At 36.1% G+C, this 14,821-nt stretch carries 15 protein-coding genes and 1 riboswitch; of the genes, 10 read left to right on the top strand and 5 right to left on the bottom strand.

Annotated elements, in window-relative coordinates; genetic code table 11:
* The first annotated feature begins 26 nt into the window (after positions 1-26).
* From GJV77_RS11890 to GJV77_RS11880, 3 genes are read left to right on the top strand one after another with little or no spacing between them, the layout of a single operon-like run.
* Positions 27-1,019 (top strand): DUF2157 domain-containing protein, encoded by a 993-nt coding sequence (locus GJV77_RS11890; protein WP_155036581.1) that lies wholly within the window; start codon positions 27-29, stop codon positions 1,017-1,019.
* Positions 1,006-2,082 carry a DUF4401 domain-containing protein gene (locus tag GJV77_RS11885; RefSeq protein WP_155036580.1) on the top strand — a complete coding sequence of 359 codons (1,077 nt, stop codon included), beginning with the start codon at positions 1,006-1,008 and terminating at the stop codon, positions 2,080-2,082. Before GJV77_RS11890 ends, GJV77_RS11885 begins: the two co-directional genes overlap by 14 nt.
* Positions 2,072-2,659, top strand: a complete 588-nt coding sequence (locus GJV77_RS11880) for a GDYXXLXY domain-containing protein (protein ID WP_155036579.1) — start codon at positions 2,072-2,074, stop codon at positions 2,657-2,659. The genes GJV77_RS11885 and GJV77_RS11880 overlap by 11 nt, the downstream gene beginning before the upstream one ends.
* A gap of 77 nt (positions 2,660-2,736) precedes the next feature.
* Here the strand turns inward: GJV77_RS11880 and GJV77_RS11875 are convergent, their stop codons facing one another.
* A complete protein-coding gene (locus tag GJV77_RS11875; RefSeq protein WP_155036578.1) occupies positions 2,737-3,498 on the bottom strand; it encodes a class I SAM-dependent methyltransferase in 762 nt (253 codons plus the stop codon).
* A 313-nt stretch (positions 3,499-3,811) separates the two neighbouring features.
* Between GJV77_RS11875 and GJV77_RS15030 the strand changes: the two genes are divergently transcribed.
* Positions 3,812-5,410: an ABC-F family ATP-binding cassette domain-containing protein gene (locus GJV77_RS15030; RefSeq protein ID WP_155036577.1), complete on the top strand. Its 1,599-nt coding sequence runs from the start codon at positions 3,812-3,814 to the stop codon at positions 5,408-5,410.
* Between the two features lie 58 nt (positions 5,411-5,468).
* Here the strand turns inward: GJV77_RS15030 and GJV77_RS11865 are convergent, their stop codons facing one another.
* Complete coding sequence (locus GJV77_RS11865; protein ID WP_155036576.1) at positions 5,469-6,002, bottom strand: hypothetical protein; 534 nt, start codon at positions 6,000-6,002, stop codon at positions 5,469-5,471.
* Positions 6,003-6,180: 178 nt separating this feature from the next.
* Between GJV77_RS11865 and GJV77_RS14945 the strand changes: the two genes are divergently transcribed.
* The gene (locus GJV77_RS14945) at positions 6,181-7,017 is read left to right on the top strand and encodes an NUDIX hydrolase (RefSeq protein ID WP_240142863.1); all 837 of its coding nucleotides are present in this window, start codon (positions 6,181-6,183) and stop codon (positions 7,015-7,017) included.
* Positions 7,018-7,086: 69 nt separating this feature from the next.
* On the opposite strand, the gene GJV77_RS11855 is transcribed toward GJV77_RS14945, so the two are convergent.
* A complete protein-coding gene (locus tag GJV77_RS11855) occupies positions 7,087-7,698 on the bottom strand; it encodes a porin family protein (RefSeq protein WP_155036575.1) in 612 nt (203 codons plus the stop codon).
* A 268-nt stretch (positions 7,699-7,966) separates the two neighbouring features.
* Here GJV77_RS11855 and GJV77_RS11850 point away from each other — a divergent pair, with 268 nt between their 5' ends.
* Both GJV77_RS11850 and GJV77_RS11845 read left to right on the top strand, forming a co-directional pair.
* A complete protein-coding gene (locus tag GJV77_RS11850; RefSeq protein WP_155036574.1) occupies positions 7,967-8,812 on the top strand; it encodes a helix-turn-helix domain-containing protein in 846 nt (281 codons plus the stop codon).
* Between the two features lie 99 nt (positions 8,813-8,911).
* Positions 8,912-9,310: a RidA family protein gene (locus GJV77_RS11845; protein ID WP_155036573.1), complete on the top strand. Its 399-nt coding sequence runs from the start codon at positions 8,912-8,914 to the stop codon at positions 9,308-9,310.
* A 75-nt stretch (positions 9,311-9,385) separates the two neighbouring features.
* Here GJV77_RS11845 and GJV77_RS11840 read toward each other — a convergent pair whose 3' ends face one another.
* Positions 9,386-9,880, bottom strand: coding sequence for a hypothetical protein (locus GJV77_RS11840; protein WP_155036572.1), 495 nt, complete (start codon positions 9,878-9,880; stop codon positions 9,386-9,388).
* Positions 9,881-10,018: 138 nt separating this feature from the next.
* Positions 10,019-10,121, top strand: a riboswitch (SAM-I-IV-variant riboswitch).
* 62 nt (positions 10,122-10,183) lie between these two features.
* On the opposite strand from GJV77_RS11840, the gene GJV77_RS11835 reads away from it, so the two are divergent.
* The 3 genes from GJV77_RS11835 (at position 10,184) to GJV77_RS11825 (ending at position 12,993) form a co-directional block, all read left to right on the top strand.
* Complete coding sequence (locus GJV77_RS11835) at positions 10,184-11,476, top strand: Na+/H+ antiporter NhaC family protein (RefSeq protein ID WP_155036571.1); 1,293 nt, start codon at positions 10,184-10,186, stop codon at positions 11,474-11,476.
* 67 nt (positions 11,477-11,543) lie between these two features.
* The gene (gene fabG / locus GJV77_RS11830) at positions 11,544-12,290 is read left to right on the top strand and encodes a 3-oxoacyl-[acyl-carrier-protein] reductase (RefSeq protein ID WP_155036570.1); all 747 of its coding nucleotides are present in this window, start codon (positions 11,544-11,546) and stop codon (positions 12,288-12,290) included.
* Positions 12,291-12,453: 163 nt separating this feature from the next.
* On the top strand, positions 12,454-12,993 hold the full coding sequence (locus GJV77_RS11825; protein WP_155036569.1) for a hypothetical protein: 540 nt from the start codon (positions 12,454-12,456) through the stop codon (positions 12,991-12,993).
* Between the two features lie 51 nt (positions 12,994-13,044).
* On the opposite strand, the gene GJV77_RS11820 is transcribed toward GJV77_RS11825, so the two are convergent.
* Positions 13,045-14,574 carry a M20/M25/M40 family metallo-hydrolase gene (locus GJV77_RS11820; RefSeq protein WP_155036568.1) on the bottom strand — a complete coding sequence of 510 codons (1,530 nt, stop codon included), beginning with the start codon at positions 14,572-14,574 and terminating at the stop codon, positions 13,045-13,047.
* Positions 14,575-14,821: the final 247 nt, after the last annotated feature.

Genomic DNA, 14,821 nt, shown 5'->3' with positions numbered 1-14,821 from the left:
GGTTTGTATGCATAAATAGTGAGGTTATGAAAAGTATTTTTGACGATAAAATAGATAAACAAGACCTGTACCTCTTAAAACAACACAGTGCGATTGATCAAGATCAACTACAAGAGATAACTAACAAAGAGAGTTATGCGGGACTAGGTGATTGGAAGCGATTTATTAAGTACTTTATCTTGTTGATGGGCAGCGGTCTTCTAATTAGTGGAATTGTATTCTTTTTTGCCTATAATTGGAATGATTTACCTGCATTTGCAAAGTTTGCTATAGTTCTTCTACTCATTGGAGTCTGTGTAGTTGTAAGTGTGACTAACAGGCTCTCATCACTTTTGAGAAAGGTAGGGCTATTAAGTGCCTCTGTTTTAATTGGGGTGTTGATGGCTGTGTTTGGACAAGTATATCAGACCGGTGCCAACGCATATGATTTGTTCTTGAGTTGGACGGTAGCTATCACCGCTTGGACATTGGTATCTAAGTCGTCTATGCAGTGGTTATTTCAAATCTTTTTGGTTAACCTAACCATTTATTTGTATCTGGATCAAGTGATTGTAGATTATAGCTTTTTCAGTGTGATGGCTCTTGTTTTAGTGATTAATGTGGTTTTGTTTGGTTTGCCCTATTGGTTAAGCCGATATCAGAACTATACAATGGCGGAGTATTATAAAGGCGTAATGGCACTGTTTTGTAGTGCAATAGCAGTCTTTATCATTAGTGCGCGAATCTTTGTAAGCTATAATGCTGATGCAGGTGAACTAAACGGGCAGGTTATAGGGATACTCTTGAGTATTGTATGGCTTGTGGGTTGTTATCTTATTAGTTTAAAAAATAAAGACATTATACTGTTTAGTTATACAGGTTTGTCTGTAGCAACTATTGGTCTTATGTTTTTAATTCGCGCATTTGAAATAGATGGCTTAGCCTTTTTGTTGTACGCTATTTATGTACTAGCAGTGACCTTTGGTCTGATAAAACTAATTATGAATAAGCACAAAAGATGGAATCATGAAGCAGAGTAAGTTTGAAACGCTTTTGGACTCTTTACAGGAGCAAGGCGTAACCATTGACCGTGAGGCTATAGCTAAAGAAAGACAAAGCGCTAGTGTGCGTACTGTCTTTATTAAGGTAATTGCTGTGTTAGGAGGAATAATAGGCATGGCTATGTTTATGGGCTTTTTGTTTGTCATGTTTCCTAGGTCAATGCAGAGCGGTATAGTTATTGGAATTGTATCGTTAATAGTAAGTTATCTATTTAATCGAAGTAGTGATGGGGCTGTAAAAGACGGCTTAGCAGTCTCTTTTTATATCAGTGGAATAATTACTTTATTGATTGGAATAGGGGAGATGGTAGATACACGTGAGCTTGTGAGTATAGTATCGCTGATAGCTGTTGTTTTGGCGGCTTTGAGTATAGTGATTATACGCAATCAAATCATTGTGTATTTGGCTGGTGTGATTGCTTGTATTGCTTTGCATACCTTCTTTGTAGATCAAGAGTTCTTTGTTGGGGTAAATGCACTGCTGTTGGTGTTAATTGCAGGGGTTAGTCTATTGTTTGCCAATGAGAACAAACTAAGGAGTCAAAGTATGTGGTGGAACGGGTACTTTCAATCTGTATTAATGGCAGGTTTTAGTTATGGTTTGGTATTAGGAATTATTTGTTCAACACAGCGCTATATGAATTTATATTGGACAGATATATCGGCCGTATATTTTATTACTACGATAGGCTATAGTCTGATCACCTTGGGGTCTTTATACTACCTTTTAAGCAAACAGCAAATTAGCAGCCTTGTTGTTCGTTTAGGTGCTTGTGTAGTGGTGGGGGTGTTTTTATATATGCTAGGGTTTAGTTATCCTGCCTTTATTATTGGTTTTTTGTTTACTTTGTGGTCTTTTAACAATCAGAGTAAAATAGGTGTGTCTTTTGGTTTTGGGACTATGGTTTGGGCCATGGGAATGTTTTACTATGATTTGAGCATGTCTTTACTGAGTAAGTCAATTTCATTAATGATTGTAGGAGTACTGTTTCTAGGAGTTTATTGGTTAATGTATAAAAAGTGGGAGTGTGATGAGAAGTAAAGTTTACACCTATACCATAGTAGGTATTTTTGGGTTGATTGTTTGTTTTTTCCTCTATAGTGTATGGGAAAAGGAAAAGATAGTAAAGCAAGGTCAATTAGTCTTGTTAGAACTTGCGCCCGTTGATCCGCGCTCTTTGATGCAAGGGGATTATATGCGTTTAAACTACGCGATCAGTCAAAGGAATTCAGCCTTTGATCGCACAATCTTTTCTGGTGAAGAAAGACCAGATGTAGAGAGTGATATCGCCGCTAATCAGCAGGAGGTAGATCAGCAGACTCAAAGCAAATCGTATCAAGCCAAACGAGGGTATGTCCTCTTGACAGTTGGACAAGATGCAGTAGGGCATTTTGAATATCTAACCGATAAAATAACAACAAAACAAGAGAACCAAGTCTATGTAAAAATATTTAATAACACTTCGTGGAATTACAATATTGGCGCAGAGAGTTATTTCTTTCAAGAAGGAGAAGCAGAGAAGTTTGAAAAGGCTAAGTATGGGGGGCTAAGGGTAGATGATAAAGGTAATAGTGTACTAGTGGGGATGTACGATCAGCAGAAGAAATTGATTGAATAATAGAATATAATAAAACAAGGGAGCTACTAAGCTCCCTTGTTTTATTATATTCCTCTTCGTTTATCTCCCTTTGTCAGCTAGAATGCTTCAAAGGTTAGCGTATGCGTATCTTGATCAATTGTTGACTCTTTACTATAGTTAGCATAGGTCTTAATGGTGGTAAAGCCAGCTTCTTTAAGTGCTAAAGAGAATTCTTCTACTCCCCAAAAGCGAAGGGCAAACAAATCGAGTTCGCTTTGCGTTAACTTACCCTCAAGCCAATACTCATAGCGCAATTGTGAGGTAGTGGTTTGCTTGATATAGTTTACCTCTTGTCTTTGCTCTGTCAGGGTAATTAACCCTCCAGGTACCTCCCAGCTTCTTGAGAGCATTGTAGGTTCACTAAGACAGGCAAGGGTGGATAAGTCTAGTATAAGTCTGCCTTGAGGTCCTAGCACGGACTTAAACCTTTTTAATACTTGTATAGCTGTGGAAAAATCAGTGATTAGCTGAAAAGAACCTGCAGGCAATATAATAGCTTGATAGCTGTGGTCTGTAGCGAAGTTTTCAAATCGCTCTATAGATAGTCTAGGTGTTAGTCCACGCTGTTTACATTCCAGTGTGCAGTATTCCATCATCTTTTTTGATGCGTCGAATCCGCTGATTTCAAGCCCTTTTTCAAGTAAAGGGATTAAGACACGTCCATTACCTACAGCAGGCTCTAAGATCGGTCCTGTGCAGCCCTTTAGTAATTTATAGTAAAACTCAATATCTCCGAAAGATCGCCCAATAGGTTTGTCTAGATGATATATCCATGAGGCTAATGAGTCATAGCGATTGGTTGTTTTAGATTGTTTCATTTCTATGGTTTTATAGTCATACAAATATAGTTTTTGTTTTGTTAGTTGTTTGTATAGCTATTATACAATCAGTATATTTGTCTTCATATTAATTAATACACAGTCTAAATGATTATTACTGAGTAAGAATTGGCTTTTTTAGCCAATATAAAAGCAATGTTTGCTTATTAGAAGCTAAAGTTATTCTATGAATTGGAATACATTATTCTATTTGTATTCTGCATTACTCAGTATTATGTAATTGTATTGTCTAACCGTGAGGTAATGGTATACGGGCCATTTGGTGAAGTACATATATTAAATTTAGACAAAAGTGGTACTAAATATTTCAAACCTATCTTATCAATATTCTGATTTCAAACCTGTCTTTGAAAAGCTAAACTTTCAAATTAATAAATTAGATAAAGTTAGCATTGTGGGTGATAACGGTGTGGGCAAAAGCACATTGCTTCGCTTAGTTGCCAATGAGCTTGTTCCTGTTAGTGGAAAGATTCAAATCAATGTAGACTTATTTTATCTTCAACAAAATAAGATAAAAGACCAAAATCAGACAGTGGTAGAGGCTTTAGGTGTTAGTGTTAAACTAAAAGCGTTAGAGGCTATCTTATCTGGCTCAGCTGATCTTAAAGATTATGAACAATTAGAGGATGATTGGACGATAAACCAGCGTGTAGAACAAGCACTAACGTATTGGGGACTACCAAGGTTTTGTTTACAGTCTCGTTTATGCGAATTGAGTGGAGGGGAGCAAACAAAGGTGTTATTTGCAAAGATGATGCTTAGTCAATCTGGTCTTTTGTTGTTAGATGAACCGACCAATCATATTGATCAACACACTAGAGAAAAGCTTATCTGTTTTATTAATCAATACCAAGGAGCAATAATTGTGGTAAGTCACGATAGGACTTTATTAAATGAATTGACAATTACTTATGAATTAAGTCAACATAGCCTAGAGCGCTACAATGGAAACTATCAGTTTTATAAGCAGCACAAAGCAATGGAACTAGCAAGTATAGAAAAGAAATATGAGCTAGCAGAGAAAGAATTTAAACAAGCCTCTAGGCAAAAGCAAATTGCCGTAGAGAAACAGCAAAGGGACTTAGCTATCAATAAAAAACAACAAAGTAAGGCTGGGCTTCCAAAAATAGTTATCAATACACTAAAGAATAAGGCAGAAAATAGTGCTGCCAAAAAGCTAGGGATCCATCAAGATATTGTTGATAAAGCTCGTGAGGATATACATATGATTAAAAGACAATTACAAAATCAGAAAGTCTTCGATATTCGCTTTGCTTGTTCTGGTATGCATACCGGTAGAGTCTTATGGAGTTTAAAACAGGCACAAGCAGCTTATAGAAACAAATCAGTTTGGCAATTTCCTTTAGACCTGGATATTGTCTCAGGGGATAGAATTCATCTTTTCGGAGCCAATGGCAGTGGTAAGTCCTCACTTTTAAAGGTATTTATGCAAGAACTTACTCTTAGTCAAGGAATACTAGAGAAGACTAAATCACCGCTAACAATCGTGTATTTAGATCAGTACTATAGTATGCTAGAGGTAAACTTGTCAGTTGAGCAGCAGATAATGCAATATAATCAGCGTGGATTAACTAGTAAACAGGTCAATAACTTACTTTTTCAGTCTGGTATTCAGGTAAGCCTATGGCAAGAACCTGTTGTAAATTTAAGTGGAGGTGAGCGTTTAAAGCTAGTACTATGTTGTTTGACTATAGCTTATCAAGCCATAGATGTCTTGCTTTTGGATGAGCCAACCAACAATTTAGATATAACTAGTCTAGAGTGTTTAACCAATGCGTTAATACAGTATAAAGGCACATTGCTTGTCGTGTCACATGATAAAGTATTTGTGGAACAAATAGGGGTTAATAAAACTATTAACCTCTCCTAATAAAACTTAAATATGACAAGAGGAGGAAATATACCTTCCTCCTCTTATTGTATTTTGCTTATCTATTGCTGTAGAAGGTTTCCCATTTGTCTTTGAACTCATCCATAAGTTCTTTGGCCTTATGGAATTGCTCTTGATAGTTCTCAGCTTCAGTGTCTAATTTGGCAATGTTGTATCTGTCATAGTAGTTAGCCACTACCGCCCATTGACCAACGTTTAAATCGTATACTTTATAGATCTCAATGGGATCAAAACCATACTGCGAAGCAATAGAGGCATTAAAAAAGATATCAAAGTAATGTGCTAGACTAGGTACTTTTTGCAACACTTCTTCATCGGTCATAACTTCGTTCGTATTTTGAGCAAACCTACCTACTTTAGGATTAGCGAATATTTCTGAAAAGCGAGTGGTATAGGATATATCCTCGGCCATTAATTCACCTAGTTTGATATTCCATTGTTCGATAGTCTGGGTTAAGGCGGGTGGGTCTAATTGCAGAATTTCACCTATTTGCTCTTCCGTGAATCCTTGAGATAAGTGAGAACTTAGTGCAACAAACTCATCAAAAGTAACTCCATTAATTGTGTTCATATATCTGATATGTTAATGATTTAATATTTTTTGGCAGTTTTTTAAGTGATTGTTGTTTAGTTTAAAGTTAGTTAAAAAAAAGAACATTGTTTTGTTTTTTTCTTGCGAAAATAAGTAGCAACAATACTAATAATTTCAACGATAAAGCTTATATCTTTGAAAATGTAGAATATATAAAATGAATAAAGAAATATATAGTGTAGTAGCGGCAAGTAAGGACAGGCAAATTGATCTGTTTGTAGGGACTTCAGATATAAAGACCTTAACGGCTAGCTATGTTACTCAATTACACTCAAGTCAACTCTATATTTGCTATTGTAAACAAAAGCAAATAGGGTGGTTTACCTTTGAAGATAGAGGCGCCTACGTGGCGTTAAATCACTATCATTTGGAAGGGAGTTATTTAGCTTTGGAAGATGTCAAACAGCTGTTCGACTATGTTAAGGATTTGGCTAAGGCACAGAAGTTTAAATATATTGAAATAAGTGTAGAGAAAGAGTATCAAGTGCTTTTTGAGTCTATTGGCGGAGTAACAGTATTAGAACGATACAATGAGCTGTCTGGTCAAATGGTATGTGTAATTCATTTAACCGTTATCCAGCAGAACTGGCTAAACCTTCATACTGCAGGATTAGTTGTTGTAGATAGCGGCAGATTACTACTAGCGTATAGCAATAATAAAAAGGCGTGGTATCTCCCAGGAGGAAAGATTGACTCTTTAGAAAATAGTAGAGAGGCTTTGATTCGAGAGATAGAAGAGGAGTTAAGTCTTATAATTGCACCAGATGAATTAACTTATCTATGTCCTATTACAGCGCCAGCCTATGGGGAGAAGTTAAACATTATGATGAGACAGGATTGTTATACTTATCCTCTTAAAGGACAGGTGGTTCAGGCTAATAATGAGATAGGGGCGGTTAAGTATTTTAGTTACCAGGAATACTTACAAGAGCCAATTCTCGTACCTGGAGTATTAATGGTGTATGAGCAACTGACAGATAGAGCAATGCTTTAATTAATATTTGCATAAAAAAGCCCTTTATCCAGAGATAAAGGGCTTTTTTTATTAAATAGCTAAATAAAGTTAAAACTTATATCCAACAGATAGTTGGAATACTCCGTTGCGTAGAGATTTATCTCCTTCTTTATTTACTTTAGTGATACCTAAGTTATAACGAGCATCAAAGAATACACCCATAGGCAATTCATAACCTGCTCCGAAGTTTATTCCAAAATCGAATGATTTAACATTGTCTTTGAAGTCTACTTCTGGAATATTTGCACCGTTTGATTCATTTACTTTGGTTTTAGCAGTAGCTAAGAAACCAAATTGAGGACCTACTTGTACGTTAAGACCATTAACTAGGTAGTATTTCGCCATTACAGGAATATTGATATAGTCCATTCTGGCAGTTTCTTTAATCTCTACAGGAGCTCCGTTGTGTAATACGTTATCCGAAACTTTATAACCTTGTGCAGAATAAAGTACCTCTGGTTGTACTGAGAATTTTTCAGTAAAGAATATCTCAGCTACCGCTCCAACATGGAAACTAGTGCGTGAAGAAGCATCTTCTGCTCCAGAAAGATTAGAGACGTTAAGTCCTGTTTTAGCTCCAAATTTTACATCCGGCGTTTGTGCATTTGCCGTGAATCCTAGCGCTAGGATAGCAACTAATGTGTAAGTAAGTTTTTTCATAAACTCTATGTGTTAAATTTTAGGTAAAATTAGTCATTTTATTTTATTTGTTAAAACAATAAGGTGTTTTTATGATTTTTAATTTATTTTAATTGGTAAAATAGTGGTTTAGTTTTATAAAATAATCGAATTTTTTGGTTTTTAAATATTGTGTTGTTCTAGGTGTATATGCACCTTTTTAGCTATATATTTGATGTTAGAGGTTATACTGAAATCAGCATTAGATTGTGTATAGGTAATGGTATGAGTTGTTTAATGAAGCATTTTTATGACAACTACTAACTTAGAATGTAATACATTTGTTAGAAAAGTAATTTTTATGCACTATCGAGCCTATTTACCAGAGGTCGCCTTATCGGACTATGTACATAGTTTCTGGGTATTGGAGGATTGTGTAGATCAGTCGGCGATAAGGGACTTTACTATTATTGCTGATGGAGTACCCGCTTTAATTTATCAAGAGACGCCAGATCTTTTTTATGATGATAAAGGAAAGAGCATGGATCAGTTCTATGTCTATGGACAGTTTGATAGTTACACTAAGCAGCAAGTCCAAGGGAGTTTTCGCATTCTTGGGGCATACTTGAAGCCTATCGGGATTAAAGCTTTTTTTGGGATTGATGCCCATGAGTTTAAAAATAAAAATATAAAAGTAGAAGATATTCTTAGTAGTGACGTTTTTGAAAAACTACAAGCTGCTTTTTTATTGGAGCACAAAATAGCAATTTTGTCTCAGTTTCTACTCGATCGCTTACCCAAGGATACAGGAGTGCTTAAAAAGGCTAATTATGCCTGTAGCCTTATCATTCAGGGACATAGTGTTGTAGATATTCAAAGTGAACTTGGTATGTCTGAGCGCTCGCTAGAGCGTTTGTTTAGGTATCAAGTAGGGATGTCTGCTAAGATGTGTATGCGAATTGCTCGCTTTCAAGCTAGTTTGACGTTATTGCGCACAGGAGATTACAAGGATCTAACCTGGTTGGCCTATAGCAGTAATTATTATGATCAGTCACATTTTATCAGAGATTTTAAAGCTTTTACAGGAACTACTCCTAGGGACTACAAAGCACATAGCCAAGAACAACTACCTAACTTTCCAGAGTGGAAGAAATAGCCGTTTTTTATTGTTTATTGTAGGTAATGTCGGTTTTGTACAATTTTGATGTGTTTATCACTTGTAGATTTGCCTTATTAAACTTTAAAATAGATAGTAATGAGAGCAAATCAAATCGTAAGCCGTAGTAATCCTACAACTTTAGCCAAACCAGTAGGGGATTATTCACATGTGACTGTCGTATCGGGGCAGGCTAATATTTATACCTTTTCAGGGCAGATCGGAACGGATTTAAATGGAGATATCCCTAAGGGGTTTAACGAGCAAGTAACTAATACCTTTGCAAATATTACGCGTTTGTTAGAAAGTCAAGAATTAACCAGCGAGCATATTATCAAAGTGAATATATGGTCTGTGAAACAGATCGATTGGGATTATTTTTATAAGGTATGGGATCCTTTTTTTAAGGGTAGTTATCCTTCGATGACCGTGGCTTATATCTCAGGGTTAGGATTACCTGAGATTGATATTGAAATAGAGATTTGGGCAGCTAAATAAAAAAGAGAAGAGGGAGGTTATTTGACTAAGCCTCCCTCTTTGTATTGTAAAATCGCTTTCAGGTGTTTCTCTGGTTTAGAATCTATAGCGTACAGACAGACCTAAATCGGCATATAGACCATCTCTATAGGAGTCATTAAGATATAACTCTGGGCGTAGATCTAAAGAGATTTGCAAAGGAAAGTCAAAGTTGTATTCTAGACCAACGGTACCTGTTAATAGTCCAAAAGACCCGCTATCAGAGTATCGGTGTCCTTTGATGGTCTCTGAATAATTCCAAGTCCCTACTGCTGCACCAGCACCAGCATACCAATTGAACCCATTTTCAATGTTCCAAACCCACTGGTATAAACCAGTTACTTTAACAGCATCTACGTGGTTGTTATCTCTCCAACCTAAGTCAATTTCGAGGCGGTTGTTTTTAGCCAATTGTCTTTGGTAGCTGATTTCTGTTCCTAAACCTGAGTTTCCTCCAAATCGCAATCCAATGGCGTTTTTAGGAGATGATTGAGCAAATGCACTAGCTGTTAGACCAAGTACAAGAGCTGTAGAAAGCAATACTTTTTTCATGTTGATTTTGTTTTTGTAAGTGGTCAAAAATACTACTATTTTAAAAGGATAAAAAGTTAAATAATGACAAAATGAACTATAATGCAATTTTTTTATTAAAACTTCTTGTTTATTAATTGTTTTTAGATATATTTGCAACAAAATTATCAAGAATTCTTCAATAGCCTGAAGGATAGCAACCTGCAACAACAAGCAAGGTGCTGCAATCGATAAGCCAGTGTTTGGAAAAAATGTTGTTTACCTCATAAGTGAGTTCTGTTTTTACCAATCTGGCAAATTATAATAACAACAATTATGTAGATTATGTCAGAGAACAAGTTTTACACATTTATTCCATTTTTTATTTTTATTGCCATCTTCTTAGGAGCGGGTATAATATTAGGTGATTTTTATTTGATTCCCTCACCCATAGCTATTTCTGTAGGTATCATTTCTGCTTTTTTCATCTTCTTTAAAACGCCGATGAATGACAAAGTAGAGTCTTTAATCAAGGGTTGTGGAGATAGCAAGATTATCACCATGTGTATTATCTATTTATTAGCAGGTGCTTTTGCCGTGGTGACTAAGGCTATCGGAGGAGTAGATGCGATGGTCAATTTAGGATTGAGTGTAGTGTCAGTGGAATACTTAGCTATAGGTATATTTGCCATAGCTTGTTTTCTTTCGCTATCAATAGGTACTTCAGTAGGAACAATTGTAGCTCTAGGTCCTATCGTAGTAGGTCTGGCAGAGAAGTCAGGGACTTCAATGGGCTTTTTATGTGGATCGCTTTTGGGAGGTGCTATGTTTGGAGACAACCTTTCTATCATATCAGATACGACCATTACCGCAACTCAATCTTTGGGTTGTCAGATGAAAGATAAGTTTAAAGCAAATATAAAGTTTGCTTTGCCAGCTGCTTTATTGACGATTGTTCTTTTGTTTTTAGTAGGAGGAGAGAATACAGATGTAACTTTAGTATTAGATGAGGTGACTAGTCCATGGGTGATTATTCCTTATGTATTAATCATTTTATTAGCTATACTAGGTGTTCAGGTATTTGTTGCTTTGTTAATAGGCATTTTTGTAGCGGGAATCATTGGGCTATTTGAGCATAGTTTTGATGTTTTAGGATTGGGAAAACTTATTTATGAAGGATTCTTATCTATGAATGAAATATTCTTATTGTCTATGCTGACAGGTGGTTTGGCTAAGATGGTTGAGGATCAGGGAGGTATTCAGTGGTTATTGTCATCGATGAAGAAATACATTAAGTCAGCCACAAGTGCAGAGTTTGGTATTGCTGCTTTGGTATCTTCTGTAGCTGTGTGTCTAGCGAATAATACAGTCTCTATCTTGGTCTCTGGAAATTTGGCAAAGGAAATAGCCGATGAATATGAATTAGAGAAACCTAGAGTGGCTTCAATCTTAGATATATTTGCTTGTATAGCACAAGGGATATTGCCTTATGGTGCACAGATCTTAATCTTGCTGAGCTTTACCAATGGACAGGTAGATTATTTGGGTCTAGTAAAGTATTCGTATTACTTTGGGGCTCTGTTAATTATTACACTAGGATACATGATCTTTTTGAGAAAAAAAGCACAAACTGTATAAAAAAAGTAGATAAAAATACAAATTGCTTATATTTGTCCTTGGTTCAAATATAAAATTGGATTTACAAATGAAATTATTAGAAGGAAAAGTCGCTATCATCACTGGTGCAACTAGAGGTATCGGTAGAGGAGTAGCTAAAGCATTTGCAGAGCAAGGAGCAAGCGTTGCATTCACTTATAGTTCATCAGCACAAGCAGCTGTAGAATTAGAACAAGAATTAATCGCTTTAGGTGTAAAAGCAAAGGGATATCAATCGAATGCAGCTGAGTTTGCAGCAGCAGAACAATTGGTAGAAGATGTTCTAAAAGAGTTCGGAAATATCGATATTTTAGTAAATAACGCTGGTATTACCAAAGATAACTTACTAATGAGAATGTCAGAGGCAGATTTCGACGCAGTAATTCAAGTGAATTTGAAATCAGTATTTAATATGACAAAAGCTGTTCAACGCACTATGCTAAAGAACAGAAAAGGATCTATTATTAATATGAGTTCTGTAGTCGGAGTTAAAGGTAATGCTGGTCAAGCTAACTATGCAGCTTCTAAAGCAGGTGTGATTGGTTTTTCTAAGTCAATCGCTTTGGAGTTAGGTTCTCGTAATATCCGTTGTAACGTTGTAGCACCAGGGTTTATCGAAACAGAAATGACAGGAGCTTTAGCAGAAGATGTTGTAAAAGGATGGAGAGAAGCTATTCCATTAAAACGAGGTGGAACACCAGAGGATATTGCTAATACTTGTGTATTCTTAGGTTCTGATATGTCTGGGTATATTACTGGACAAGTGATTAACGTTGACGGGGGAATGCTTACATAATATTTCTCTTATATACATATACAAAGGGCTATTTGGTATTTACTAGATAGCCCTTTTTGATTGTGTACTTCTGTGTTGTGAGTAAAGTTAATTAGCTTTATCTTTGAGTAAATGACAAAGGGGAGCCAATATACAATAGCCCTTTTAAAAAACTAATGATGCGATGAGAGTAATAGGAAAGGATACTTTAGGAATATCAAAATCAGATATGACAAGGCTTGTCATTTTTTGTTTGCTGTTCTATGTCTTAATCTTTGTAGTAGTTGATTATATTTTCTTAGAGGCTCTGCGGCCTTGGTATGATTATTTGGTAAAAGGGATAGCTTTTAGTGCTGTTTTTGTCGGTCTGCCAGCCTATTTTATTAAAAAAATAACTAAGCAAGCTATAGGTAAGGTACAAATCCCTCTAGCAGTAGGAGAGGACTTAGAGGCAGAAGGGATCGCTAGTTTGATAGGTGGTAAGGAGAAGTACAGTGGTAAATTAGGACTGACTCAACAAGCCTTAGTCTTTCACTGTTATAAATTTAATAGTCAAACCGGTACTGTAAGGATTTATTATAGTGATATTAAGCAGGTAAAGCCCTGTCGAATAATGTGGTTCTTCAACAATGGAATCACTGTAGTAACTAAGTCAGATCATTGCCGATTTGTAGTTAACGATAGATCAACGTGGATTACACTTATTAAAGAGAAGATAAAATAGAAAAAGCGCACAAGACTACTTGTGCGCTTTTTCTATAGTATAGAGGTATATTTATTGTTGCATAAGTGTTTTAAAGTGATCAATCATACGCATATAGTTGTCTATAGTGATTGATTCGTCCTCGTTGTGGATACTGCGCTGTTCGAAGCTATTTAGTTCTACTGGCATGAAGCGAAACACGTGATCAGATACTAATTCATATTTGTAAGCATCCGTACCTCCTAGGGTTAAATAAGGAGTAATAATTGCATTGGGGTAGTTCTTGGCGATTACTTGTTCTAGCTTTCTAAATTGTTCACTATTGTGAGGAGATACTTTTGAAGGTTCTCTAGCAGAGATCACCTCATACTCGACTTGGTAGTCTTTGCATATTTCTTTTACGTGGTTTAAAACACTCTCTACTGTGTCACCTTGTAATATCCTAAAGTTTACCGTTAGATTAGTTATTGATGACATTACGTTCGGAGCATCACTAGCGTGCATCATTGTTAGAGCTGTAGTTGTGCGAACTAGTGCATTAGAAGCCGGTGCCTTTTCGAAGGTAGCAATAAGGCTTTGTGACAATAACCATTTATTACTGATGGCTAGTCTAGACTTGAAGTCCATTGCTGATCCAATATTGTCTAAGAAGTTTTCGATAGGAGGAATCAAACTTGCGTGCATTTGATTAGTATTAAGTTTGTTTACTATCTCAGAGGCTAGCACTAAAGATCCTTTAGCAGGAGGCATAGAAGAATGACCTCCAACTCCTTTTACTGCAATTTGTAAAGTCAAAAACCCCTTTTCGGCAACGCCAATAAGTGCTATAGCTTGATCTACACTTGTCAGTACTGACTTAGGACTTACCACTACGCCTCCTTCGTCATATACAACGTGAAATTCGATGTTTTTCGCTTTGAAGTACTCTGCGATCTTGAGCGCGCCTTGACGCCCACTGACTTCTTCATCGTGGCCAAAAGCTAAGTAAATATCTTGATCAGGTTGGTATCCAGCTTTGACTAATTGATTAGCTGCCTCAAAGATTGAGATAAGCATTCCTTTCATATCTAGTGTTCCTCTACCATAGATACGACCATCTTTAACCGCACCACTAAAAGGAGCATAACTCCAAGTATCTCTTGATTCAGCTAGAGGTTGTGCTTTTCCAGTTAGGTCAAAGATCGGTTGTTTTTCCGTTAGAGGGTCATTTTCAGGGTAATTACTGATGGGTACTACGTCATAATGAGATAAAAATAACAAAGGCTTCTTTGTTTGGTCTCTTCCCTTCCATCTGAATATCAAACCGTATTTGTTGACACGGGTTGTATCCATTGCAGTATATACAGCCGGATAAGTCTGTTCTAAAAAGGAGATAAACTCGTCAAAAGCGGCAAAGTTTGTATCTTCATAGTTAATGGTTGATATGGTTGGTATCTGAATTGCTTTTGACAAGTTTCGAATCGCTTGTTCATCAATCGAGTGTTCAGCTGGTCGAGCGGATAAGTCTCTAACAGGTTTAAAGCTATAAGTAAAAGTTTTGATTAGTACTACAATAAGCAATACGACAATACCAAATACAATAAATAGCGATAGTCTTTTCATTATATATCTTGTTATATTTGTTAAAGATAACCTCACAAAAAGTACGCCTGACTGTTGTATTTCTACTATTTATTTAAGTGTTTTTAATTGAGCTCGTTATAATTGGTTGATCACCAGTGTAGTTACTCTACTGTATAGTGTAAGTAAGTGTTAAAATGTTCATTTGTTTGGGCATTTTTATTGTATATTGTACATATCAAAACGATATACATCTTAGATTCAACAAATAAATGCAACAGCATTTAAA

Origin of the sequence: Myroides pelagicus (assembly GCF_009711055.1) — a bacterium.
GTDB lineage: Bacteria > Bacteroidota > Bacteroidia > Flavobacteriales > Flavobacteriaceae > Flavobacterium > Flavobacterium pelagicum.
The sequence above is the reverse complement of the archived record's forward strand: the minus strand, read 5'-3'. Positions and strand labels throughout refer to the sequence as shown.